Source organism: Streptomyces sp. NPDC048171, assembly GCF_043202655.1.
Lineage (GTDB): Bacteria > Actinomycetota > Actinomycetes > Streptomycetales > Streptomycetaceae > Streptomyces.
The window spans coordinates 808,057-830,433 of sequence record NZ_JBIDAU010000001.1 but is presented as its reverse complement, the minus strand read 5'-3'; the positions used below and the strand labels follow the sequence as shown (position 1 = coordinate 830,433).

The following is a 22,377-nucleotide window of genomic DNA, read 5'->3' as shown; positions in this document are numbered from 1 at the left end:
GGAGCTTGGATCGAAGGAGTGCCTGTGCTTGTCCTGCTGCCGCCGTCCGAGGGGAAGGCCGCGTCCGGCCGGGGCGCCCCGCTGAAGACCGACGCGTTGTCCCTGCCGGGGCTGACCCCGGCCCGCGAGACCGTCCTCGGCGAACTCGTCGACCTGTGCGCCGGCGACGAGGAGAAGGCGCGCGAGGTGCTGGGACTGAGCGAGGGGCTGCGCGGCGAGGTCGCCAAGAACGTGGAGCTGCTGACGGCGGGGGCCCGGCCGGCCGGGGAGATCTACACCGGTGTGCTGTACGACGCGCTGGACCTGGCCTCGCTCGACGCGGCGGCCAAGCGGCGGGCGGCCCGTTCGCTGATGGTGTTCTCCGGGTTGTGGGGTGCCGTGCGGGTGACCGACCGGATCCCCTCCTACCGGTGCTCGATGGGCGTCAAGCTGCCGGGGATCGGCGCGCTGGGCGCGTACTGGCGGGCGCCGATGGCCGAGGTGCTGCCCGAGGCGGCCGGGGAGCGGCTGGTCCTGGACCTGCGCTCGTCGGCGTACACGGCGGCCTGGAAGCCGAAGGGCGAGGTCGCCGGACGGACGGCGACCGTACGGGTGCTGCACGCGCCGACCCGGAAGGTGGTCAGCCACTTCAACAAGGCGACCAAGGGGCGGATCGTCCGGAGCCTGCTGACCGCCGGGATCGCGCCGGGCGGCCCGGCGGAGCTGGTGGAGGCGCTGCGGGACCTGGGGTACGAGGTGGAGGCCGAGGCGCCCGCGAAGGCGGGGCGGCCGTGGTCGCTGGACGTGCTGGTGGACGAGATCCACTGACGTTCCGGTGGCACGACCTCCGCCTGCGTTGCGCATACCGCAACGCGCGTTGCGTGTCTTGCGTTGCGGCGGCACGATGAGCGCATGAGTTCTCCGTTGCCCTCCTCCCCCGCCACCTCGGTGCTGGACCTCGCCCCCGTCGTGCCCGTCGTGGTCGTCGACGATCTCGCCGACGCCGTACCGCTCGCCCGGGCGCTCGTCGCGGGCGGGCTGCCCGCGGTCGAGGTGACGCTGCGGACGCCGGTGGCGGTGGACGCAATCCGCGCCATCGCCGACGAGGTGCCGGGTGCCGTGGTCGGCGCGGGCACCGTCATCACGCCGGACCAGGTCGGCGACGTCGTCGCGGCGGGGGCGCGGTTCCTGGTCAGCCCCGGGTGGACGGACCTCCTGCTGGACGCGATGCGGGCGTCCGGGGTGCCCTTCCTGCCGGGGGTGTCGACCACGTCCGAGGTGGTGGCGCTGCTGGAGCGCGGGGTGCGGGAGATGAAGTTCTTCCCGGCCGAGGCCGCGGGCGGCACCGCCTACCTGAAGGCGCTCGCCGCGCCCCTGCCGCAGGCCCGTTTCTGCCCGACCGGCGGCATCGGCCCCGACTCCGCCCCGGAGTACCTGGCGCTCCCCAACGTCGGCTGTGTCGGGGGCAGTTGGATGCTACCGAAGGACGCCGTTTCCGGCCGTGACTGGGGGCGCGTGGAGGCGCTGGCCCGTGCGGCGGCGGCGCTCAGCGCAGGTGGGACGTCTCGTTGAACAGGCGGACGCTCGCGCCGCCGTCGGCGTAGTACGCGACCGCCGACAGCGAGGCCGCGGACAGCTCCATCCGGAACAGCGACTCCGGCGGGGCGCCCAGGGCGAGCCGGAGGAACGTCTTGATCGGCGTCACGTGCGAGACCAGCAGCACGGTGCGGCCCGCGTACGCCGCGACCAGCCTGTCGCGGGTGGCGGCGACGCGCTCGCCGGTCGCCGCGAAGCTCTCGCCGCCGCCGGTCGGCCGGGCGTCCGGGGAGGACAGCCAGGCGTCCAGGTCGGCGGGGTACCGCTCGCGCACCTCGCCGAAGGTGAGCCCTTCCCAGGCGCCGAAGTCGGTCTCCCGCAGGCCCTCCTCGATGGTCACGTCCAGGCCGAGGCGGTCGGCCACGATGCCGGCGGTCTCGCGGGTGCGGGCCAGCGGCGAGGCGACGATCGCCTGGACCGTGCCGCGCCGGGCCAGGCTCGCGGCCACCCTCTCGGCCTGCTCCCGGCCGACGGACGACAGGGAGGGGTCGCTGCCACCACTGCCGGAGAACCGCTTCTGCGGGGTCAGGGGCGTCTCGCCGTGCCGCAGCAGTACGAAGGTGGCGGGGGCGCCCATGTCGGGCGGTCCCCAGCCGGGGGACGCGACCGTCTTGGCCGCGCGCACGTCGGCGGCTGCGCCGGTTTCGGTGTCGGCATCGGTATCGGTGTCGGTATCGGTATCGGTATCGGCCTCGCCACCGGTGCGGGCGGCCTGGGCGACCCGCTCGCCGACGGCGGCACCGGCCGTACGGGCGGCCCCCGACCGGCGTCCGGCGGCGCCTCCCGCGTCCAGTTCCGCCGTCGACCCGGCCGGTGACCACTGCTCGCCGCGCGCGCCCGCGTCCATCGCCTCGTTGGCCAGGCGGTCGGCGTGCTTGTTGTCCGCGCGCGGGATCCACTCGTACGTCACGCGGCCCGGCGGGAAGACCCGCGCCGCCTCGGCCGCCAGCGGCTTCATGTCCGGGTGCTTGATCTTCCAGCGGCCCGACATCTGCTCCACGACGAGCTTGGAGTCCATCCGTACGTGCACGCGCGCGTCGGGGTCCAGCTCCCTCGCCGCGCGCAGTCCGGCCAGCAGCCCCCGGTACTCGGCCACGTTGTTCGTGACGACGCCCAGGTACTCGGCGGCCTCCGAGAGGGACTCCCCGGTCGCCGCGTCCAGCACCACTGCCCCGTAGCCCGCGGGCCCCGGGTTGCCCCGCGACCCGCCGTCGGCCTCGACGACGAACTCCCGCCCCCGGCCGACCGCCGGAGCATCCACCGAAGCCGCCACCGAACCGGCCCCTACAGCCCGGAGTCGGCCGTGCGCACCAGGATGCGACGGCAGTTCTCGCAGCGTACGACGGTGTCGGGCGCCGTCGAGCGGATCTCGCTCAGCTCGGTGATCGCCAGCTCCTGGCGGCACCCCTGGCAGCTGCGCTGGTACAGCTTGGCCGCGCCGACGCCGCCCTGCTGCTCGCGCAGCTTGTCGTAGAGCTTCAGCAGGTCGTCGGGGACCGAGCCGGCGATGACCTCGCGCTCCTTGGTGACCGAGGCCGCCTCGCCGTCCAGTTCCTCGACGGCCGCGTCCCGGCGCGCGGTGGCGTCGTCGATCTTCCCCTGGACCGCGCCGACCCGCTCGGTCAGCTCGGCGACCCGCTCCTGCGCGGACTCGCGGCGCTCCATCACCTCCAGGACGACGTCCTCCAGGTCGCCCTGGCGCTTGGCGAGCGAGGCGATCTCACGCTGGAGGTTCTCCAGGTCCTTCGGGGAGGTGACGGCGCCGGAGTCCAGGCGCTGCTGGTCGCGGGAGGCGCGCTGGCGCACCTGGTCCACGTCCTGCTCGGCCTTGGTCTGCTCGCGGGCGCAGTCGCTCTCCTCGGTCTGCGCGGCGACGAGCAGGTCGCGCAGCTGGGTGAGGTCCTTGGTCAGCGACTCGATCTCGGCGTGCTCGGGCAGCGACCGGCGCTTGTGCGCGAGCTGCTGGAGCCGGACGTCGAGGCCCTGGACGTCGAGGAGTCGGATCTGGTCGGCGGGCTCGGCTTTCAGTTGGGGGCTCCCATTGTGTTGGAGGTCGGGGCGGACGCCGCGTGGGCGGTCCAGGGGTCGGTGACCGTCTTCGAGACGTGGACCCTGAGGTCCCAGCCGTTGCGGTCGGAGATCTCGTCGAGCTGGGCCGCGCCCAGCTCGCACCAGGGCCACTCGGTGGCCCAGTGCGCCGCGTCGAGCAGCGCGAGGGGACTTTGGGCGCGGGCCTCGGACACGGGGTGGTGGCGGAGGTCCGCGGTGAGGAAGGCGTCGACGCCGGCCGCCCGGACGTGGTCGAAGAGGCTGTCGCCGGAGCCGCCGCTGACGGCGACCGTGCGGACGGTCGCCTCCGGGTCACCGGCGACGCGCAGGCCCTGCGCGGTGGCGGGCAGCCGCTCGGCGGCGCGGGCGGCGAACTCGCGCACGGTCAGCGGATGCTCCAGCTCGCACACCCTGCCCAGGCCGCGGCGCCCCTCGGGGTCGGCCGGGTCCGGCACCAGGGGCCGTACGACGCGCAGGTCGAGCGCGCCGGCCAGCGCGTCGGAGACGCCCGGGTCGGCGGTGTCGGCGTTGGTGTGGGCGACGTGCAGGGCGATGTCGTTCTTGATGAGCGTGTGCACCACGCGGCCCTTGAAGGTGGAGGCGGCGACCGTCGTCGTCCCCCGCAGATAGAGCGGGTGGTGGGTGACGAGCAGGTCGGCGCCGAGCTTCACGGCCTCGTCGACGATCTCCTGGACCGGGTCGACAGCGAACAGGACCCGGGAGACCTCCTGGCCGGGCTCGCCCACGACGGTCCCGACCGCGTCCCAGGACTCGGCCCGCTCGGCGGGCCACAGGTTCTCCAGCGCGGCGATGACTTCTGACAGACGGGGCACGAAGCCAAGGCTACCTGGAGGTTCTGCGCCCTTGTACCCGTCGCCGGTACCCGCCGAGGCCCCTGCCGCCGGCCCGGTCCGGCACAGCACACACGCCTCCCTCCCCTCAGGCGAATCGTTCCTGTGACACACGTACGTGTGATGGGGACGGCGGCCGGTCCCCCGCCCGCGCGTGCGAAAACTAGCTTCGTCGCCGGAGGTGACCGAACGATGACGGCCTGTGCGATCGAGCCTTCGGCGGAGTCCGGGAACAGCGGTGCCCCGCCGGCGGGCTGCACCATCACCGCGGAGGGCGCCTACGCCGCGCGCCTCGCCCGGCGCGGGGACTCCTGGTACCCGGAGCGCTGGACCCTGGACGGCCCCGAGCCGTACGCGGTGCCGCTGCCCGGCAACCAGCCCGAGGAGGCCGGCACGGAGGTGCAGCCGATGGCCGACGGGCGGGTCCTGGTGCACCGCGTCGCGGCCGGACGGCACCTCTTCTCGCTGCTGTACCCGACCGGCCCGGGCACCGGTGAGCTGCCGCTCGGCGCGGTGGAGTGCCCGCCGGACACCACCGGGCTGCGGCTGCTCCCTCCGGTGCCGGGCGGCGAGCGGGCCTACGCGCTCGCCGTCGGTCCGCGGGCGACGGTGCTGTGGCAGGTCGTGGGCGGCGCCTTCGGGCCGGAGCGGCTGGCCGAGATCCCGGGCCGCTGCTCGGGCGGGGCCTGGCTGGACCGCGCGGGCCGGATACTCGCCCTGGACCGGGAGACCGGCGGGCGGGTGAAGGCGGTCGCGGTGGACCTGGAGCGGGACGCGGAGGTGTCGCCGCTGCTGCAGATCGCCCCCGAGAGCGACGACCGCATACTGCTGGCCGACCCCGACAGCGGGCTGGTGCTGATCCGCTCGGACGCGCCCTCGCCGGGGCGGGACCGGCTCGGCTGGGGAGTGCTCGGCAGCACGCTGCCGGTGCGCTTCCCGGAGTGCCTGCGGCTGCCGGACTGCGTGGTGACGCCGGTCGCGATCCAGCCGGGGCAGGCGCTGACGCCGGAGCGGTGCGCGGTGGCGCTGCGTGTGGACGGCCCGTTCGGCAGCTGGGTCGGCGTGTGGCGGCCCGCCGAGCGGCGGGTGCGTCATCTTCCGGCGCCCGAGGGGTGGTTGACGGGGGCCGGACTGTGGACGCCGGACGGGGAGCTGCGGCTCCCGTACTCCACCCCGGAACTGCCGTGCGGGGTGGCGCGGCTGGCCCCGGGGGAAGCAGGGGACGCCGGCGACGCGGGAGGCGCCGACGATACGGAGGACACGGCTCCGGACCGGCCCGCCGAGCCGGACGGAAGGCCGGGCGGAAAGCCGGACGAAAAGGGCGAAGAGGCACCCCCTCCACCCCGCCCCGTACCCCTTCAACAGGCCCCGCTGGCGCGGCTTGTAACGAAGTAGTGCCGGTTGGCGTGGCCGCCTGGATTCGGGTCGAGGGGGGCCGGTTACACTCGCCCGGCTGTAAGAAAGATCATGTTGACGGGGTGAGTTCCTTCCGATGAACGACGCCAGCACGACCCAGCCGATGCAGGCCGACGGTGCCGACGTTTCCGAGACCGACACCGGCCACGGCAAGCACCGCGGACCGGTCGCCAGCCAGGAGGCCGCGGCGACCCCGCGGGGCCGTCACCGCAAGCCGTCCGAGGAGTCCGGGACGGCGGCCTGACGGCACGCCGAGGCACGACACACACGCATCACACGCATCACTCGCATCACACGCAGTAAGAAGCAGGCAAGCGGCCACGGCCCCGTACGTCACTCCGACGGACGGGGCCGTCGTCGTCACCCGTACCGGACGACGGTGTCGGCGAGGACCGGGGCGTCGTCCCGCTCGTCGGCGCTCACCGCCACGCGCACCGAGCCGCCGCCGTCCGGCACCACCGGCCGCCACATCCGCACCCGCAGCGTCTCCCCCGGGTACGCCACCCCGGCGAACCGCGTCCGGTACTCGCGCACCCGGGTCACGTCACCGTCCAGCAGCGTGTCGACCACCGACTTGAGCGTGGCGCCGTAGGTGCACAGCCCGTGCAGGACGGGCCGTTCGAAGCCGGCGCGCGCGGCGAACTCCGGGTCGGCGTGCAGCGGGTTCCAGTCGCCGCAGAGGCGGTAGAGCAGGGCCTGGTCCTCGCGGACCGGCAGTTCGGCGACCCGATCGGGTTCCGTGTCCGGCGGCGGTGCGGGGCGCCCGGACGGCCCCCGCTCACCGCCCCAGCCGCCTTCCCCGCGTACGAAGATCTCGGCCTCGTCGGTCCACAGCGGCCCGTCCGCGTCGGTGACGTCGGTGCGCAGCACGAGGACGGCCGCCGTGCCCTTGTCGTACACGGCGACGACGCGCGAGGCCGCGCTCGCCCGGCCGCGCACCGGGACGGGCCGGTGGGTCAGCAGGCGCTGCCCGCCGTGCAGGACGCGGGCGAGGTCGACGTCGACACCGGGCCTGGACAGCGCGCCGATCACGCCAGGGGCTCCGCCGCCCGCCACCGTCGCGAAGCTCGGCAGCACGTGCAGCCGGGACTCCAGGGTGTAGCGCAGCTCGCGGGGGTCGGTGGCGGGCAGGCCCGCTCCGATCCCGAGGTGGTAGAGCTGGACGTCCTTGTGGTCCCAGGCCAGTTCGCGGACGTGGGGCGGTGCGGCGAGTGCCGTGGCCGCGTCGATGGGCATGGCTGTCCCCTTCTCCCAGGTCCCCCCAGGCACGTGGACGGTGACCGGCAGCCACGACCGTACGGGACGCCGGCGGCCGGGACATTTGTCCTCCCGGACTCCGGACAACCGCATCTGCCGCCCACCGCCGCCGGCTCCGTAGCGTCACCGGCATGAGAACGACAGAAGGCACCGCTTCCGCCGTCTCCTTCACGCGAGCGGGCAAGGCGTACGGCGATGTGCGCGCGGTGGACGGCGTGGACCTGGAGATCACGCGCGGTGAGACGGTCGCCCTGCTCGGCCGCAACGGTGCGGGCAAGTCCACGGCGATCGCGCTGCTGCTGGGCCTGTGCCCGCCCGACGCGGGCACGGTGACGCTGTTCGGCGGGGAGCCGGAGCGGGCGGTGCGCGCGGGCCGGGTGGGGGCCATGCTCCAGGAGGCGCGGGCGGTACCCCGGGTCACCGTAGGCGAGCTCGTCGCCTTCGTGGCCGGCCGCTACCCGGCGCCGATGCCGGTCGGGCAGGCCTTGGAGCTGGCCGGGATCGAGCGGCTGGCCGGGCGTCGCGTGGACCGGCTGTCCGGCGGGCAGACCCAGCGGGTGCGGTTCGCGGTCGCGCTGGCCGGCAACCCCGACCTGCTGGTCCTCGACGAACCCACGGCGGCCCTGGACGTGGAGGCCCGGCACGCCTTCTGGCAGTCGATGCGGGCCTACGCGCGGCGCGGCAGCACCGTCCTCTTCTCCACCCACTACCTGGAGGAGGCCGAGGCGCACGCCGACCGCATCCTGGTCCTCGACCGGGGGCGGATCGTCGCGGACGGCACCGGTGACGAACTGCGCCGGGCGGCGGGCGGCAGCCGCGTCTCCTTCGACCTGGCCGGCCGGGCTACCGGCGACCTGGCGCTGCTGCCCGGCGTGCGCGCGCTGGAGATCCGCGGGGACCGGGCGCTGCTGCGCACGGAGGACTCCGACGCGACCGTGATCGCCCTCGCCGAGCGGGGCGCCATCCGCGGCCTGGAGGTCGCCCCGGCGTCCCTGGACGACGCCTTCCTGGCCCTGACGACGACGGCCGCGGAGTCCGCTGCGAAGACCTCCGCGCAGACCACCAAGGAGACGGAGCCGGTGCGATGAGGGACTACCTGCGGCTGGAGACGCGCCGCACGCTGCGCGACCCCGGCTTCGTGATCGGCGGCATCGCCATGCCGGTCCTCATGTACCTCCTCTTCACCAACCTCGGAGGCGGCGACGCGGGCGGCTGGAAGACCGGGGCGATGGTCGGCATGGCGGCGTACGGTGCGGTCGGCTCGGCCCTGAACACCGGCGGCGGGGTCGCCGAGGACCGTGCGATCGGCTGGCTGCGGCAGCTGCGGGTGACGCCGATGCCGCCGCACCAGGTGGTGGTGGGGCGCGCGCTGACGGCCTCGGTCACGGTGCTGCCCGCGATCACGGCCGTCCTCGCCGCGGGCGGCCTGGTCAACGGCGTACGGCTGGAGGCGTGGCAGTGGGCGGCGCTGGCGCTGCTGCTGTGGCTGGGGTCGGTCCCCTTCACGCTGCTGGGCCTCGGCAACGGCTACCGGCTGACCGGGCAGACCACCGGCGTGGCGAACATGGTGGCCAACCTGGGGCTCGCGGTCCTCGGCGGGCTGTGGTTCCCGTTGGCGCTGTTCCCGGAGTGGCTGCGCTCGGTGTCGGCGTACACCCCGACCAACCGCTTCGCCGAGCTGGGCACCTCGGTCGCCACGGGGCAGGCGCCCCCGGCGGGTGCGATTCTCGTACTGACGGCATGGCTGCTGGCGTTCGGGGCGTACGCCGTCCTGTCCTACCGGCGCGGCGCGGAACGCGGCTGAGCACGTGAACGACCGAGGAGAGGAGCCGAGGGCGATGAGCGGGTCCGGAAGGTGGCTGCGCAGGGTCTCGTGCCGTCTGGACGCGTGGCAGCTGGCGCGGCAGTCCGAGCCGGTGGAGGCGGCGAAGGCGGGCGAGCTGCCGGAGCGGGTCGGTCCGCCGCCCACCGGTTTCGCGCTCCTGCCCTGGCTGCTGATGGGCCTGGGCAGCCTGGCCAACATCTTCCAGGGACGGACGTCGAACCCCTGGATCGGCGGCCTGGGACTGCTGGTCTTCAACTCCCTCTACATCTACGTGGCCTTCCGCTCCTTCGACAAGGAGCGGCGCGAGTCGCCGTCGACCCGGCTGGCCCTGGCCGGCATGGCGCTGGTGACCTGCGCCCTGTCCCTGGCCTACGGCGGCAGCTGGCTGCTGTTCTTCCCGCTGCTCGGCCTCGCGGCGGGCGCGGCGCTGCGCGGCCGGTGGCTGGGCCGGTGGGGCTGGACGCTGGCCGCCGTGGCCGGGATCGTGGCGGGCGTCAAGGACGGCTGGACCGGCCTGAACATCGCCTACGGGACCTTCCTGTCCACGATGGTGACGGCCGCGATCCTGGGCCTGTCCGACGCCGTACGGGAACTGCGCGCGGCCCGGGAGGAACTGGCGACGCGGGCGGTGGCGGAGGAGCGGCTGCGGTTCTCCCGGGACCTGCACGATCTGCTCGGGCACACCCTGTCCGTGATCGTGGTCAAGTCGGAGGCGGCCCGGCGGCTGGCACACCGCGACCTGGACGCCGCGCTGACCCAGATCGGCGACATCGAGGCGGTCGGGCGTCAGGCGCTGACGGAGGTCCGGGAGGCGGTCACCGGATACCGGGAGGGCAGCCTGGGGACCGAGCTGGACCGGGCCCGTTCGGCGCTGGCCGCGGCGGACGTGGAGCCGGTGGTCCTCCGCTCGGGACCGCCGCTGCCTCCGCAGGCCGAGGCGCTGCTGGGGTGGGTGGTGCGGGAGGCGGTCACCAACGTCGTACGGCACAGCGGGGCGAGCCGGTGCGAGATCGCGGTGTCGGGCGGCGCGGACCGGGTCCGGCTCACCGTCACGGACAACGGCACGGGCGCCGCCGGCCCCACCCAGGGTCCGGGCACCGGTCTGACGGGCCTGACGGAACGCCTCCACACGGCCGGCGGCTCGCTGACCGCGGGCGTGGAGCCGCGGGGCGGCTTCGCGGTGACGGCGGAACTTCCGGTTCCGCAGAAGGAGAGGCCGGTGGGGGCGTCGGCGCCCTAACCTGGCCCTGTGACCGACGAGTCTTCCCCCGTGACCGACACTCCTCCCCGCCCCCGCCCCATCCGCGTCCTCCTCGCCGAGGACCAGGGCATGATGCGCGGCGCGCTCGCGCTGCTGCTCGGGATGGAGGAGGACATCGAGGTGGTCGCGCAGGTGTCGGCCGGCGATGAGATCGTCTCCGCCGCGCTCGCGCACCGGCCGGACGTCGCCCTGCTCGACATCGAACTGCCGGGCCGCAGCGGCCTGGACGCCGCCGCCGAACTGAGGGAGCGGGTGCCCGGCTGCCGGGTGCTGATCCTGACCACGTTCGGCCGTCCCGGGTACCTGCGGCGGGCCATGGAGGCGGGCGCCGCCGGTTTCCTGGTGAAGGACGGCCCGGTGGAGGAACTGGCCGGTGCCGTCCGCCGGGTGCTGGGCGGTGAGACGGTCGTGGACCCCGTACTCGCCGCCGCCGCGCTCAGCGCGGGGCCCAGTCCGCTCACGGCCCGGGAGTGCGACGTGCTGCGGGCCTCGGCGGACGGGGCGACCGTCGCCGACGTGGCCGGGGTGCTGCATCTCTCCGAGTCGACGGTGCGCAACTATCTCTCGGCGGCCATCGGCAAGACGGCTACGCGCAACCGGGCGGAGGCGCTGCGCGAGGCTCGGCGGCAGGGGTGGGTCTGAGGAGGCCTCGTGGGTGGTGGGCCGGCTCTTCGGGTGCGGGCCGGTGGGGGTTGTTCGCGCAGTTCCCCGCGCCCCTTCGGGGCGCTCACTCCGAGGCGCTCATGCCGTGGTGGGCTTTGGCTTTCCGGCCGGTAGCCAGGCCCACATGAGGAGGGCGGCGGCGGTCAGGACCGCCGTTCCCGTGCGGAAGACCAGGGCGTAGCCGTCGGTCAGGGCCACCGGGCCGGCGTGCTCTCCGCCGGACCTCGCCGCCGCGATCGTGGACATCACCGCGAGGCCCAGTGAACCGCCCATCGTGCGGGAGGTGTTGACCAGGCCGGAGACCAGCCCCGCGTCGCCGGGTGCCGCGCCGGAGATGGCCAGGGAGGCCAACGGCGTCGCCGCCATGCCCGCGCCCAGCATCATCAGCACGCCGGGGATCATGATCGCCGTGAGGAAGCCCCCGTCCGCGGTCATCGTCGACTGCCAGCCGAAGCCCGCCGCCGCCACGAGCGTGCCCAGCACGGCCACGTTCCGCGCCCCGAGCACCGGCATGAAACGCGGCGCCGCCTTGGACCCGAGGATCACCGCCAGCGAGCTGGGCACCAGCGCCAGACCGGCCTCCAGCGGGGTGTAGCCCAGCACGTTCTGCGCGTACAGGGTCATGAAGAACCACATCGAGAACATCGACGAGCCGGACACCAGCATCGCCACGTTCGCCGACGCCACCGACCGCAGCCGCAGCAGCCCGAGCGGCATCAGCGGCGCCGCCGTCCGCGCCTCGACGAGGAGGAACAGCCCGAGCAGCGCGAGCCCGGCGAGCAGGGGCACCAGCGTCGCCGTCGCCGTCCAGCCCTCGGACTCGGTCTGCGAGATGCCGTAGGCGAGCGTGGCCAGGCCGACGGTCACCAGCAGCGCGCCCGGCAGGTCGAGGCGCCGCCGCGCCGCGCCCCGGCTCTCGGTCAGCCACAGCACGGCGCCGGCCAGCACGACCGCGCCCACCGGCACGTTGATCAGCAGCACCCAGCGCCAGGACAGCCCGTCCACCAGGGCGCCGCCCACCAGTCCGCCCGCGGCGCCGCCCCCGGCGCCCACGGCGGTCCAGGTCGCGATCGCGCGGGCCCGCGCGGCGCCCTCCGGCACCGCCGCCGTCAGGATCGTCAGCGTCGAGGGCGCGAGCACCGCCGCGCCCAGGCCCTGCACGGCCCGCGCGGCCAGCAACTGCCAGCCCTCCTGCGCCAGGCCGCCGCCCAGTGAGGCCAGGGTGAACAGCCCGAGCCCGACGAGGAACATCCGCTTGCGCCCGTACAGGTCACCGGCCCGTCCACCGAGCAGCATGAACCCGGCGAAGGCGATGGCGTAGGCGTTGACCACCCACTGGAGGCCCTGCGCGCTCAGCCCGAGGTCGGTGCGCATGGACGGCAGGGCGACGTTGACGACGGACACGTCGAGCACGACCAGGAACTGTCCGGCACAGGCCAGGGCGACGACCAGCCAGGTCGGGGGCGTGCGGCGGGTGGAGGTCCGGGCGGTGGCGGCGGAGACGGGGGAACTGGTTGCTTCGGGCATGGGTGTCATGGTCTCAACGGCAGCCCGGTCCGTACATCGGAATTTGGTCCCGGACCGGCCGGGGTGCCGGGCCTAGGTCCTCGGACCCAGGCGCCGCGGACCCGGACGAGACCAAGAGAAGGTCAAGAATTCATTAGGGACCCGAAGCAACGGAATAGTTGCCCCGGCTGACGAGGTTCATCCTGCAGTCATCCCGCACGCACCGGCATCACGCACAGTCGTACGGCACCGCCATCACGCACACCCGTACCGAACCGCATTTCGACGCCCCCCGGCCTGGAGGCCCCACCCCATGTCCCACACGACGACCGACGAACCCACCCGGAGTGCGAGCGGGGCCACCGTCCCGGTACTCGCCTTCGCGGGCATCGTCGTCGCGGTGATGCAGACCCTGCTCGTCCCCGTCATCAAGGACCTGCCCGCGCTCCTGGACACCAGCCCCAGCAACGCCACCTGGGTCCTGACCTCGACGCTCCTGTCCGGCGCCGTGGCCACGCCGATCATGGGACGTCTCGGCGACCTGTTCGGCAAGCGCCGGATGCTGATCGTCAGCCTCTCGGTGATGGTGGTGGGCGCGCTGATCAGCGCGTTCACCGACGCGCTGATCCCGATGATCGTCGGCCGCACGCTCCAGGGCGTCGCGATGGGCGCGATACCCCTCGGCATCGGCCTGATGCGCGACATCCTGCCCCGCGAGCGGCTCGGCTCGGCGATGGCGCTGATGAGCTCCTCGATCGGCGTCGGCGGCGGTCTCGCGCTGCCCGCCGCGGCCCTGGTCGCCCAGCACACCGACTGGCACACCCTGTTCTACGGCGCCGCCGGCCTCGGAGTGCTCTCCATCGCCCTGACCCTGCTGGTCGTACCGGAGTCCCCGCTGCGCGCCAAGGGCTCCTTCGACCTGCCGGGCGCGGCCGGTCTGACCGCCGGTCTGATCCTCTTCCTCCTGCCGATCACCAAGGGCAGCGACTGGGGCTGGTCGTCGCCCACCACGCTCGGCCTGTTCGCCGCCGCCGTCGTGGTCCTGTTGCTCTGGGGCCTGATGGAGCTGCGCGTCGCCGCCCCGCTGGTCGACCTGCGCACCACGGCCCGCCGCGAGGTCCTGCTCACCAACCTCGCCTCGATCATGGTCGGCGTCTCCTTCTTCGTCATCTCCCTGGTCCTGCCGCAGCTCCTCCAGCTGCCCGCCGAGACGGGCTACGGCCTCGGGCAGTCGATGGTCGTCGCGGGCCTGTGCGTGGCGCCGCTGGGCCTGACGATGATGTTCACGGCGCCGGTGTACGCCCGGCTGTCCGCCCGCTACGGCCCCCGGACCACCCTGATCATCGGCCTGCTGATCATCGGGATCGGCTACGCCGGCGGCCTCGGTCTGATGAACGCCGCCTGGCAGACCGTCATCACCTCGGTGCTGATCGGCGCTGGCATCGGCCTCGCCTACTCCTCGCTGCCGGCGCTGATCATCGGCGCGGTCCCGGCCTCGGAGACGGGCGCGGCCAACGGCCTCAACACCCTGATGCGGTCCATCGGTACGTCGGTGTCGAGCGCCGTGATCGGCATGGTGCTCGCCAACAGCTCGAACGACGTGGGCGGCGTCGCCGTCCCCACCATGCACGGCTTCCGGGTCTCCTTCCTGATCGCGACCGCCGCGGTCGCCGTCGGCCTGGCACTGGCCTTCTTCCTCCCCCGCCGCCGCCCGTCCACGGCCACGCAGCTGCGCGCGAGCAGCGAGGAGGACGCGAACCTGGCCCGCGCCGAGCAGGCGCTCGCCGGAGAGGCCGTCGCCGGTGAGTCGCCGCGCGGCTTCCGGGGCCGGGTGCTGGCCGCCGACGGCGCTCCCGTCGCCCGCGCCAAGGTCACGCTGATCGACCGGCACGGCCGGCAGGCGGGCGCGACCCTCTCCGCCGGGGACGGCAGCTACGCCTTGGCCGTCCCCGCGCGCGGCCCGTACGTACTGGCCGCCCGCGCCGCCGGACACGGCCCGCTCGCCCACGCGGCGACCCACGGCGGCGACCACGAGGTCGACCTGGACCTGTCCCTGCCGGGCGAGACGGTCCCCGCCTGACCCGCACGCCGTCACCCCCTCACCGCACCCCCTGCCGCACGCCCGGCAGGGGGTGCGGGCCGACGGGGCGCCGCACCCGCACCGGCCGGGCGGGACTCTCCCCACCGGGCCCACAGAAAACGCGTCCCCTTCCCCGCTGGTCCGGCAGGCGCACACGCCCCCTTCCCCGCCGAGCCCACAGGCGCACGCGCCCCCCTTCCCCGCCGAGCCCACAGGCGCACGCGTCCCCCGTTCCCGCCGCACCCCCGGCCCGCCACCCGGCAGACGCTGCACGCAGCAGGGCGCCCCGCACCGGCTTGGCGGGACGCCCCGCGCCCGCCCCACCGGCTCACGCTCCCCCCACCCCCCCCACCCCGGCGGCTCGGCGGCTCGGCGGAGTCCTCCCGGCCCGGCCCGCACACCCCGCTCCCCGCCCGCACCCCCCGCCCGGCCCCCGGCACGGAGTACGGCAGCATGGGCGCCGAACCGCGCCGCCGCCCGGCGCCCCGTGCCACCGAGAGGACCCGCATGTCCGCGCCGCCCGCCCCCGACGCCCTGGCCGCCTTCGAGGCCGCCAAGGGGTTCATGCCCGTGCACGAGGGCCGCGCGCTGTACGCCGCCGCCGTGGAGGCGGGCGGGCTCGGGCTGCCGCTGCTGGAGGTCGGCACGTACTGCGGGCGCTCCACCGTCCTGCTCGCCGACGCGGCCCGTCGGGCCGGGGTCACCGCGCTCACCGTCGACCACCACCGGGGCAGCGAGGAGCAGCAGCCGGGCTGGGACTACCACGACCCGGAGACGGTCGATCCCGAGCTGGGCGTCATGGACACCCTCCCCACCTTCCGCCGCACCCTGCACCGGGCCGGTCTGGAGGAGCACGTGGTCGCCCTCGTCGGCCGCTCGCTCCAGGTCGCGGCCCTCTGGAACTCCCCCCTCGGCCTCGTCTTCGTCGACGGCGGCCACACCGACGAGCACGCGAACGCGGACTACGAGGGCTGGGCACCGCACGTGGCCGACGGCGGCCTCCTCGTCATCCACGACGTCTTCCCGCACCCGGCCGACGAGTTCACCGGGCAGGCCCCGTACCGCGTCTACCTCAGGGCCCTCGCCTCCGGCGCCTTCACGGAGGTCTCCGCGACCGACTCGCTGCGCGTCCTGCGGCGAACGGGCGCGGGGATCTGAGGGCACGGTTAGAGTCGCTGACGTGTCGTACACAGGCCCCGATTTCGAACCTCCCCGGCCCCGTCGCTCCCCGCTGCGCCGCCCGCTCACCGTGGCGGTCGCCGCGCTGGTGCCCGGGGCGCTGCTCGGCTGGGGGGTGTACGCGGCGGTCGGCGGCTCCGACGGCGGCGGGGACGCGGCCGGCGCGCGGACATCCTCGGCGGCACCCTCCGAAGGCGCGGCCTCCGCGAGCGACGACGCCAAGAAGCCCGCGGACTCCTCCCCCTCCGCCACCGGGAAGCCGACCGCGTCCTCCTCCCCCTCCAAATCTGCGCCCGCCGGGGCCTCCGGGCCGCTCAAGGGGAAGGTCGTCGTCATCGACCCCGGCCACAATCCGGGCAACTTCCAGCACACGTCCGAGATCAACCGGAAGGTGAACGTCGGCACGCACTGGAAGGAATGCGACACGACGGGCACCGCGACCAACGCGGGCTACCCGGAGGCGAAGTTCACCCTCGACGTCGCCCACCGGCTGCGCACGCTGCTGGAGGAGCAGGGCGCCACGGTGAAACTGACGCAGGACGGCGACCGTTCGTACGGCCCCTGTGTGGACGAGCGGGCCCGGATCGGCAACGAGGCGGACGCGGACGCCGCGATCTCGATCCACGCCGACGGGTCGGGGACCGGCAACCGCGGCTTCCACGTGATCCTGCCGGGCGCGGTGCACGACGGCGACGCGGACACCCGCCCCATCGTCGCGCCCTCCGCCGAACTCGGCGAACGCGTCGCGGGCAACTTCGTGCGCGCCACGGGAAGCGCGCCGTCCAACTACGTGGGTGACGGCACCGGTCTGGTCACGCGCACGGACCTGGGCGGTCTCAATCTGTCAACGGTTCCCAAGGTGTTCATCGAGTGCGGCAACATGCGTGACGACAGGGACGTGGCCCTGCTGACCAGCGGCACGTGGCGGCAGAAGGCGGCGCAAGGGATGTCTGAGGGAATCGTGAGTTTCCTGCGCGGGTAGTGATCAGCGTTCCCATCCCTGCGGACAGCCCCAACGTGCGGACGATAGTGTCGTCCGTACGATGAGGGGCCACCCCCGCGCTTCACACCGGAACCTTTCGGCGCCATCGTGACAGCGACGCCTCTATTGACGACGAGACGACCTACGAAGGACCTGAAGTGAATATCCGCTCCCTCACTCGAGGCGACGGCGTGGTGATCGGAGCAGCGGTTCTGCTGTTGATCGCGTCGTTCCTCGACATCTACTCGTTCGACGATGCCCCGGACAGCGCCGACATCCCCAGCCTGTGGGGCAGTGGGCCGGTCGTGCTCGGTGTCGTCCTGGCGGGCGTCATCGGCGCCGCGCTCATCGTGGTGGCCCGCGCGATGCCGCAGCCCAAGAAGGTGGCCGGTCTCGACCTCGGCCAGTTCGGCATCGCCTTCACGGTCTTCGCGGCCTGGAGCGCACTCGGCAACATCTTCGACCCGGCGGGCGCGTTCGACGGCGAGGGTGGCGTCATCGACGAGTTCGGGGCGGGCCTGGGCCTGATCCTCGCCCTCATCGCCACGCTGGTCATGGCCGCCGCCGCGGTGGCCACGCCGCTGGTCCCCGCCCTCAAGGGCGCCCTGATCCCGGCCGCGCGTCCGGCGGCGCCGCAGCCCTACGGCGGCCAGCCGCAGGGCGGTTACGGCTACCCCGGCGCGCAGCAGCAGCCGTACGGCGGCCAGCCGGGCCAGCCCGGTCAGCCGGGTCAGCCCTTCGGCGGTCAGCCGCAGCCGGGTCAGGCCCCCCAGCCGCAGCCGCAGGCCCCGCAGCAGGCCCAGGCGCAGGCGCAGCCGGCCGGGGACTTCTCCCCGTTCTGGTTCGCCGTGCCGGTGCCGCGTCCGCTGTTCGCGGAGGACGGCTCGCCCACGCCGATCGCCGAGCTGGCGCCGGGCACCTGGTACCTGGCCGTCGAGCAGCGCGGTGCCAACCTGGTCGCGCAGACGCAGGACGGCCGCCGCGGCGTCCTCCAGGACACCTCGGGCATCCAGCGCGGCTGACCCGCCCGCCCCTCAGGCACCTCAACGGCCCTCCGCCCGGACCCGCTTCCGGACGGAGGGCCGTCGCCGTAGGTTTCCGCCGGGCTTCCGGGGCCATACGCAAGGCATGTCTAGATCTCACGGTTCCAGTTCCGCGGGCAGGGCCATAGCCGTCGTCGCCGACATCATGGCCTTCATCCTCGGCCTGTGGATTCTGATGTACCTGTTGGACGCCAACCGGGCCAACGACCTGGTCCAGTTCGTCCATGACGCGGCCAACTGGCTGGCCGGCTGGTCGCGTGACCTCTTCACCTTCGACGAGGACTGGGCCCGCGTGGTCGCCGGTTACGGCCTGGCCGCGGTGGTCTACCTCTTCATCGGCCACGCCATCGCCAACCGCGTCGGCCGCCGCTGAGCCCTCGGACGCAGACGTCCCGGTCCAGACCCCGGCTGGTCGCGAGACCCGGGGGTCTGGGGGGCACCCCCAGAAAACACAGCACCTTCGACGAGGACTGGGCCCGCGTGGTCGCCGGCTACGGCCTGGCCGCGGTGGTCTACCTCTTCATCGGCCACGCCATCGCCAACCGCGTCGGCCGCCGCTGAGCCCTCGTCTTCGACGAGAACCCGACCGGGTGTGGCGCCGCGGCGTGCTCAGACGCAGCAGTCCGGGTCCAGGCCCCTCGGCAGGTGGTCGCCGGAGAAGACCTGGCAGGTGGCCTCGTGGCCGCCGAGGGCGGCGACGGCCAGGAGCAGGGAGCCGGCCGTCCAGGTGGTGAGCTCGCGGGGCCAGATGGCCTGGTCCTCGAAGACGTAGCCCGTCCAGTACAGGCCGCTGTCGGGGTCGCGCAGGTGCTGGATGGACTGGAGGATCTCCAGGGCGTGGTCGGACTCGCCCACCGCCCACAGGGCGAGGGCGAGTTCGGCCGACTCGCCGCCCGTGACCCAGGGGTTGGGGACGACGCAGCGCACGCCGAGGCCGGGGACGACGAAGCGGTCCCAGCTCTCCTGGATGCGGGACCTGGCCTCCGTGCCGGTCAGCGCGCCGCCCAGCACCGGGTAGTACCAGTCCATCGAGTACCGGCCCTTGTCCAGGAACCGCTCCGGGTGACGCCGGATGGCGTGCCGCAGCGCGCCCGCCGCCAACTCCCAGTCGGGCTGCGGCTCCTCACGCTGCTCGGCGATCGCGAGGGCGCAGCGCAGCGCGTGGTGGATGGAGGAACTGCCGGTCAGCAGCGCATCCTTGGTGTCCGTGCCGTCCTCGTCGCGGCGCCAGCCGATCTGCCCGCCGGGCTGCTGGAGCCGCAGCACGAACTCGACCGCCGCATGGACGACGGGCCACATCCGCTCCAGGAACGTGTCGTCGCCGGTGGCGAGGTAGTGGTGCCAGACGCCTACGGCGATGTAGGCGACGAAGTTGGTCTCCCGGCCCCGGTCGGTGACGTCGGCGAAGTCCCCGTCGGCGTAGGCGGCGTACCAGGAGCCGTCCGCGTTCTGGTGCCGGGCCAGCCACGCGTACGCCCGCTCGGCGGCCTCGTGCTCGTCGGCCGCGTCCAGGGCCATCGCCGCCTCGACGTGGTCCCAGGGGTCGAGATGGTGCCCGCGGAACCACGGGATCGCCCCGTCCTCGCGCTGCACGGCGAGGATGCCGCGGACGGTCCCGGCGGCCTCGGCGTCGGTGAGGACGCCAGGCAGGACGAGGTGCTCGGTGCGGGGCGTGCGAGGGCTGCGGGGCGATGTCACGCGGCGTCCACCGGCGGCAGGTGCGGCTTGGTCGCGTACGCCACGAAGCTCTTGCCGATCAGCGGGTTCAGCGCCTGCTCGGCGACCCGCGTCGCCAGCGGCTTCTTCATGATGTCCCAGACCAACAGCTTGTGGTACGCCCGCACCGGCAGCGCCTTGTCGTTGTCGACGCCGAACGCGCACTTCAGCCACCAGTACGGCGAGTGCAGCGCGTGCGCGTGATGGCTGCCGTACGGCCGCAGCCCCGCCTCGCGGATCCGGGCGAGCAGCTGGTCGGCCTTGTAGATGCGGATGTGGCCGCCCTCGACCTCGTGGTACGCGTCGGAGAGGGTCCAGCAGACCTTCTCGGGGCCGTAGCGCGGGACGGTGACCGCGATGCGGCCGCCGGGCCTGAGCACCCGGACCATCTCGGCGAGGACGCCCTTGTCGTCGTGGATGTGCTCCATCACCTCGGAGATGATGACCACGTCGAAGGACTCGTCGGGGAAGGGCAGGGCCAGCGCGTCGCCCTCCATCGCGGTGGCGGTGGCGCCGGCCGGGACCTCGCCGGCCTCCTCCATCGCCGCGAACCACTTGGCGACCTCGCGGATTTCCTCCGCGTTCCGGTCCAGCGCGACGACCCGGGCCCCGCGCCGGTAGCACTCGAACGCGTGCCGGCCGGCGCCGCAGCCGAGGTCCAGTACGCGGTCGCCGGGGGCGAGCGGGAACCGGGAGAAGTCGACGGTCAGCACGTGGCCCTGCTTTCGGGGTAGACGCCGGTGTCACTGGTGGTGGTCGGGGTCGCGGGGGCGGGCCTCGGGGTGGCCCGGTCGGGGCCGACGGCCTCGCGGTAGCGGGCGACCGTGCCCTCGGCGGCGCGGGCCCAGGTGAAGTGCCGCAGCACGCGCTCGCGTCCGGCCGCGCCGAGCCGCACCCGCAGTTCCCGGTCGCCGAGCAGCCGGTTCAGGCCGGCGGCCAGCGCGTCGGCGTCGCCCGGCGGCACCGCGAGGCAGGTCTCCCCGTCGGGTCCGGCGACCTCGGGGACGGCCCCGCCGGTGGTGGCCAGCAGCGCCGTGCCCGTCGCCATCGCCTCGGCGGCCGGCAGCGAGAACCCCTCGTACAGCGACGGCACGCACGCCACCTCCGCCGACCGCACCAGGTCGACGAGTTCGGCGTCGGAGATGCCCTTGACGAACTCGACGGCGCCTTCGAGGCCGTACCGCGTGATCGCCTGCGCGACGGGCCCCTCCGCGGGCCGCTTGCCGACGACGACGAGGTGCGCCCGCGGGTGCTCGGTGCGGGCCTTGGCCAGCGCCTCGACCAGGAAGACCAGGCCCTTGAGCGGCACGTCCGCGCTGGACGTGGTCACGATCCGGCCCGGCACCCGGGGCACCGACGGGTCGGGCGAGAACAGGTCGGTGTCGGCGCCGATGTGGACGACGTGGATCCGGTCGTCCCGTACGCCGAGGTGGTCGACGATCTCCTGGCGGGAGGTGCCGGAGACGGTGAGCACGGAGGGCAGGCGGCGCGCGACGCGCTTCTGCATGCGGGTGAAGGCGTACCAGCGGCGCACGGAGTACCGGCGCTTCCAGCCGTCGGCGGCGTCGAGTTCCAGTTGCCGGTCGACGGTGATGGGGTGGTGGATGGTGGTGACGAGGGGCGCGCCGACGTCGCCGAGCAGTCCGTACCCGAGCGTCTGGTTGTCGTGCACGACGTCGAAGTCGCCGCGTCGGGCGCGCAGATGGCGGCGGGCGCGCAGCGAGAACGTCAGCGGCTCCGGGAACCCGCCGGTCCACATCGTGCCGACCTCGAGCGCGTCGATCCAGTCGCGGTACTCGCCGCGGCCCGGGGTGCGGAAGGGGTCGGGCTGGCGGTACAGGTCGAGGCTGGGCAGCTCGGTGAGGGAGAGCCGGTCGCCGGCCGTGGGGTGCTCGTCCAGGACCGGATAGGGCTGGGCGCCGACGACCTCGACCCGGTGGCCGAGGCGGGCCAGTTCGCGCGAGAGGTGGCGGACGTAGACGCCCTGGCCGCCGCAGAACGGGTTCCCCTTGTAGGTGAGGAGGGCGATGCGGAGCGGTCGCAAGCCGTCGGCGGCGGGCTCCGGACGGGGACCCGTCCCACTGGCCTCAGCGGTCACTCCCGGGCCCCCTTCTCACTGCACTGTCCCGCGACACTACGCCGGGACGTTAATCTAGAACAAGTTTCAGACTTGATCGTCAGAGGCTCCGAATCTACCGGCAGGTAGCGGAGCTGGGACGAGTGGATCAGGTGATTCACGCCACGGCGCGGCACTCCGCCGGGCTACCGTGCCGGACGGACTGCGGGGAGAAGGTGACCAAGGTGGACAACCCGGAAGTGGAAGCAACTGCTCCGCGGCACCCCTCCCCCTCTCTCGCCTCTTCCCCTCCGCTCACCGAGCGGCAGCGGGAGCGCCGTCGCCGCATCCTGCACGCGACCGCCCAGCTGGCCTGCCGGGGCGGCTTCGAGGCCGTGCAGATGCGCGAGGTCGCGGAGTCGTCGCAGGTGGCCCTCGGCACGCTGTACCGGTACTTCCCGTCCAAGGTGCATCTCCTGGTCGCCACCATGCACGACCAGTTGGAGCGGCTGCACGCCACCCTGCGCAAGAGCCCGCCGGCCGGCGACACGGCCGGTGACCGGGTGGCCCAGACCCTGATGCGGGCCTTCGGCGCGCTGCAGCGCGAACCCCGGCTGGCCGAGGCGATGGCCCGCGCCCTGACCTTCGCCGACCGCAGCGTCTCCCCCGAGGTCGACCAGGTCTCCCGGCAGACCACCGCGATCATCCTGGACGCGATCGGCGGCATGGAGGACGCGACGCCCGCCCAGCTCTCCGCGGTCCGCGTCATCGAACACACCTGGCTCTCCACCCTGATCACCTGGCTCGCCGGCCGCGCCTCCCTCGCCCAGGTCCGGGCCGACATCGAGACGGTGTGCCGCCTGATCGACCTGACGGAGGCGGAGCCCGGGCGGACGGCGGCGCCCGTGTGAGAGGGCG

21 protein-coding genes and 2 pseudogenes are annotated in these 22,377 nt (G+C 74.0%); 15 read left to right on the top strand and 8 right to left on the bottom strand.

The window, feature by feature from the left end; translation table 11 throughout:
* Positions 1 to 24 precede the first annotated feature (24 nt).
* The gene (yaaA, locus tag ACGF3J_RS03675) at positions 25 to 807 is read left to right on the top strand and encodes a peroxide stress protein YaaA (protein WP_161328327.1); all 783 of its coding nucleotides are present in this window, start codon (positions 25 to 27) and stop codon (positions 805 to 807) included.
* 84 nt (positions 808 to 891) lie between these two features.
* Positions 892 to 1,551 (top strand): bifunctional 4-hydroxy-2-oxoglutarate aldolase/2-dehydro-3-deoxy-phosphogluconate aldolase, encoded by a 660-nt coding sequence (gene eda, locus ACGF3J_RS03670; protein ID WP_161328328.1) that lies wholly within the window; start codon positions 892 to 894, stop codon positions 1,549 to 1,551.
* Here the strand turns inward: eda and ACGF3J_RS03665 are convergent.
* Genes ACGF3J_RS03665 through ACGF3J_RS03655 form a run of 3 tightly spaced genes read right to left on the bottom strand, consistent with a single transcriptional unit; the run spans position 1,526 to position 4,457 of the window.
* Complete coding sequence (locus tag ACGF3J_RS03665; RefSeq protein WP_346346082.1) at positions 1,526 to 2,848, bottom strand: bifunctional RNase H/acid phosphatase; 1,323 nt, start codon at positions 2,846 to 2,848, stop codon at positions 1,526 to 1,528. The two genes, eda and ACGF3J_RS03665, sit on opposite strands and share 26 nt — an antisense overlap.
* Before the next feature lie 11 nt (positions 2,849 to 2,859).
* A complete protein-coding gene (locus ACGF3J_RS03660) occupies positions 2,860 to 3,603 on the bottom strand; it encodes a zinc ribbon domain-containing protein (protein WP_161328337.1) in 744 nt (247 codons plus the stop codon).
* Positions 3,600 to 4,457, bottom strand: coding sequence for a Nif3-like dinuclear metal center hexameric protein (locus ACGF3J_RS03655; RefSeq protein ID WP_161328329.1), 858 nt, complete (start codon positions 4,455 to 4,457; stop codon positions 3,600 to 3,602). The genes ACGF3J_RS03660 and ACGF3J_RS03655 overlap by 4 nt, the downstream gene beginning before the upstream one ends.
* Before the next feature lie 210 nt (positions 4,458 to 4,667).
* On the opposite strand from ACGF3J_RS03655, the gene ACGF3J_RS03650 reads away from it, so the two are divergent.
* Together ACGF3J_RS03650 and ACGF3J_RS03645 are read left to right on the top strand one after the other, a co-directional pair.
* A complete protein-coding gene (locus ACGF3J_RS03650) occupies positions 4,668 to 5,870 on the top strand; it encodes a hypothetical protein (RefSeq protein WP_161328330.1) in 1,203 nt (400 codons plus the stop codon).
* Between the two features lie 97 nt (positions 5,871 to 5,967).
* Positions 5,968 to 6,135 carry a hypothetical protein gene (locus ACGF3J_RS03645; RefSeq protein ID WP_202557972.1) on the top strand — a complete coding sequence of 56 codons (168 nt, stop codon included), beginning with the start codon at positions 5,968 to 5,970 and terminating at the stop codon, positions 6,133 to 6,135.
* A 116-nt stretch (positions 6,136 to 6,251) separates the two neighbouring features.
* Here the strand turns inward: ACGF3J_RS03645 and ACGF3J_RS03640 are convergent, their stop codons facing one another.
* Positions 6,252 to 7,127: a MaoC/PaaZ C-terminal domain-containing protein gene (locus tag ACGF3J_RS03640; protein WP_161328331.1), complete on the bottom strand. Its 876-nt coding sequence runs from the start codon at positions 7,125 to 7,127 to the stop codon at positions 6,252 to 6,254.
* A gap of 152 nt (positions 7,128 to 7,279) precedes the next feature.
* On the opposite strand from ACGF3J_RS03640, the pseudogene ACGF3J_RS03635 reads away from it, so the two are divergent.
* The 5 genes and pseudogenes from ACGF3J_RS03635 to ACGF3J_RS03615 all read left to right on the top strand — a co-directional run.
* A pseudogene (locus ACGF3J_RS03635) lies at positions 7,280 to 7,843 on the top strand (ABC transporter ATP-binding protein); the annotation flags it as partial.
* Positions 7,844 to 7,858: 15 nt separating this feature from the next.
* Positions 7,859 to 7,957 (top strand): annotated as a pseudogene (locus tag ACGF3J_RS03630) (ABC transporter ATP-binding protein); the annotation flags it as partial.
* 275 nt (positions 7,958 to 8,232) lie between these two features.
* Positions 8,233 to 8,952, top strand: a complete 720-nt coding sequence (locus ACGF3J_RS03625; RefSeq protein WP_161328333.1) for an ABC transporter permease — start codon at positions 8,233 to 8,235, stop codon at positions 8,950 to 8,952.
* Positions 8,953 to 8,986: 34 nt separating this feature from the next.
* A complete protein-coding gene (locus tag ACGF3J_RS03620; protein WP_161328334.1) occupies positions 8,987 to 10,213 on the top strand; it encodes a sensor histidine kinase in 1,227 nt (408 codons plus the stop codon).
* A 30-nt stretch (positions 10,214 to 10,243) separates the two neighbouring features.
* The gene (locus ACGF3J_RS03615) at positions 10,244 to 10,876 is read left to right on the top strand and encodes a response regulator transcription factor (RefSeq protein ID WP_161328338.1); all 633 of its coding nucleotides are present in this window, start codon (positions 10,244 to 10,246) and stop codon (positions 10,874 to 10,876) included.
* Between the two features lie 99 nt (positions 10,877 to 10,975).
* Here the strand turns inward: ACGF3J_RS03615 and ACGF3J_RS03610 are convergent, their stop codons facing one another.
* A complete protein-coding gene (locus tag ACGF3J_RS03610) occupies positions 10,976 to 12,433 on the bottom strand; it encodes an MFS transporter (RefSeq protein WP_393853441.1) in 1,458 nt (485 codons plus the stop codon).
* A gap of 283 nt (positions 12,434 to 12,716) precedes the next feature.
* On the opposite strand from ACGF3J_RS03610, the gene ACGF3J_RS03605 reads away from it, so the two are divergent.
* The 5 genes from ACGF3J_RS03605 to ACGF3J_RS03585 all read left to right on the top strand — a co-directional run bounded on the left by ACGF3J_RS03605 (position 12,717) and on the right by ACGF3J_RS03585 (position 18,060).
* Positions 12,717 to 14,483 (top strand): MFS transporter, encoded by a 1,767-nt coding sequence (locus ACGF3J_RS03605; RefSeq protein ID WP_161328872.1) that lies wholly within the window; start codon positions 12,717 to 12,719, stop codon positions 14,481 to 14,483.
* 507 nt (positions 14,484 to 14,990) lie between these two features.
* A complete protein-coding gene (locus ACGF3J_RS03600) occupies positions 14,991 to 15,641 on the top strand; it encodes a class I SAM-dependent methyltransferase (protein WP_161328008.1) in 651 nt (216 codons plus the stop codon).
* A 22-nt stretch (positions 15,642 to 15,663) separates the two neighbouring features.
* Entirely contained in the window at positions 15,664 to 16,644 is a 981-nt protein-coding gene (locus tag ACGF3J_RS03595) for an N-acetylmuramoyl-L-alanine amidase (protein ID WP_161328007.1), read from the top strand.
* A gap of 158 nt (positions 16,645 to 16,802) precedes the next feature.
* Positions 16,803 to 17,666, top strand: coding sequence for a hypothetical protein (locus ACGF3J_RS03590; protein WP_393853440.1), 864 nt, complete (start codon positions 16,803 to 16,805; stop codon positions 17,664 to 17,666).
* Between the two features lie 106 nt (positions 17,667 to 17,772).
* Positions 17,773 to 18,060 carry a hypothetical protein gene (locus tag ACGF3J_RS03585; protein ID WP_122620370.1) on the top strand — a complete coding sequence of 96 codons (288 nt, stop codon included), beginning with the start codon at positions 17,773 to 17,775 and terminating at the stop codon, positions 18,058 to 18,060.
* A gap of 236 nt (positions 18,061 to 18,296) precedes the next feature.
* Here ACGF3J_RS03585 and ACGF3J_RS03580 read toward each other — a convergent pair whose 3' ends face one another.
* Genes ACGF3J_RS03580 through ACGF3J_RS03570 form a run of 3 tightly spaced genes read right to left on the bottom strand, consistent with a single transcriptional unit; the run spans position 18,297 to position 21,501 of the window.
* Complete coding sequence (locus tag ACGF3J_RS03580) at positions 18,297 to 19,385, bottom strand: prenyltransferase/squalene oxidase repeat-containing protein (protein WP_161328184.1); 1,089 nt, start codon at positions 19,383 to 19,385, stop codon at positions 18,297 to 18,299.
* The gene (locus ACGF3J_RS03575) at positions 19,382 to 20,116 is read right to left on the bottom strand and encodes a class I SAM-dependent methyltransferase (RefSeq protein ID WP_161328183.1); all 735 of its coding nucleotides are present in this window, start codon (positions 20,114 to 20,116) and stop codon (positions 19,382 to 19,384) included. Before ACGF3J_RS03575 ends, ACGF3J_RS03580 begins: the two co-directional genes overlap by 4 nt.
* Positions 20,110 to 21,501: a glycosyltransferase family 4 protein gene (locus ACGF3J_RS03570; protein WP_393853439.1), complete on the bottom strand. Its 1,392-nt coding sequence runs from the start codon at positions 21,499 to 21,501 to the stop codon at positions 20,110 to 20,112. Before ACGF3J_RS03570 ends, ACGF3J_RS03575 begins: the two co-directional genes overlap by 7 nt.
* Positions 21,502 to 21,695: 194 nt before the next feature.
* Between ACGF3J_RS03570 and ACGF3J_RS03565 the strand changes: the two genes are divergently transcribed.
* A complete protein-coding gene (locus tag ACGF3J_RS03565; RefSeq protein WP_393853438.1) occupies positions 21,696 to 22,370 on the top strand; it encodes a TetR family transcriptional regulator in 675 nt (224 codons plus the stop codon).
* Positions 22,371 to 22,377 lie beyond the last annotated feature (7 nt).

What these genes read in the sequence shown, in the direction of transcription:
- eda (WP_161328328.1), top strand. Translation starts at nt 892, where the DNA reads ATGAGTTCTCCGTTGCCCTCCTCCCCCGCCACCTCGGTGCTGGACCTC.
- ACGF3J_RS03650 (WP_161328330.1), top strand. Translation starts at nt 4,668, where the DNA reads ATGACGGCCTGTGCGATCGAGCCTTCGGCGGAGTCCGGGAACAGCGGT.
- ACGF3J_RS03645 (WP_202557972.1), top strand. Translation starts at nt 5,968, where the DNA reads ATGAACGACGCCAGCACGACCCAGCCGATGCAGGCCGACGGTGCCGAC.
- ACGF3J_RS03640 (WP_161328331.1), bottom strand. Translation starts at nt 7,127, where the DNA reads ATGCCCATCGACGCGGCCACGGCACTCGCCGCACCGCCCCACGTCCGC.
- ACGF3J_RS03625 (WP_161328333.1), top strand. Translation starts at nt 8,233, where the DNA reads ATGAGGGACTACCTGCGGCTGGAGACGCGCCGCACGCTGCGCGACCCC.
- ACGF3J_RS03620 (WP_161328334.1), top strand. Translation starts at nt 8,987, where the DNA reads ATGAGCGGGTCCGGAAGGTGGCTGCGCAGGGTCTCGTGCCGTCTGGAC.
- ACGF3J_RS03610 (WP_393853441.1), bottom strand. Translation starts at nt 12,433, where the DNA reads ATGACACCCATGCCCGAAGCAACCAGTTCCCCCGTCTCCGCCGCCACC.
- ACGF3J_RS03605 (WP_161328872.1), top strand. Translation starts at nt 12,717, where the DNA reads ATGTCCCACACGACGACCGACGAACCCACCCGGAGTGCGAGCGGGGCC.
- ACGF3J_RS03600 (WP_161328008.1), top strand. Translation starts at nt 14,991, where the DNA reads ATGTCCGCGCCGCCCGCCCCCGACGCCCTGGCCGCCTTCGAGGCCGCC.
- ACGF3J_RS03585 (WP_122620370.1), top strand. Translation starts at nt 17,773, where the DNA reads ATGTCTAGATCTCACGGTTCCAGTTCCGCGGGCAGGGCCATAGCCGTC.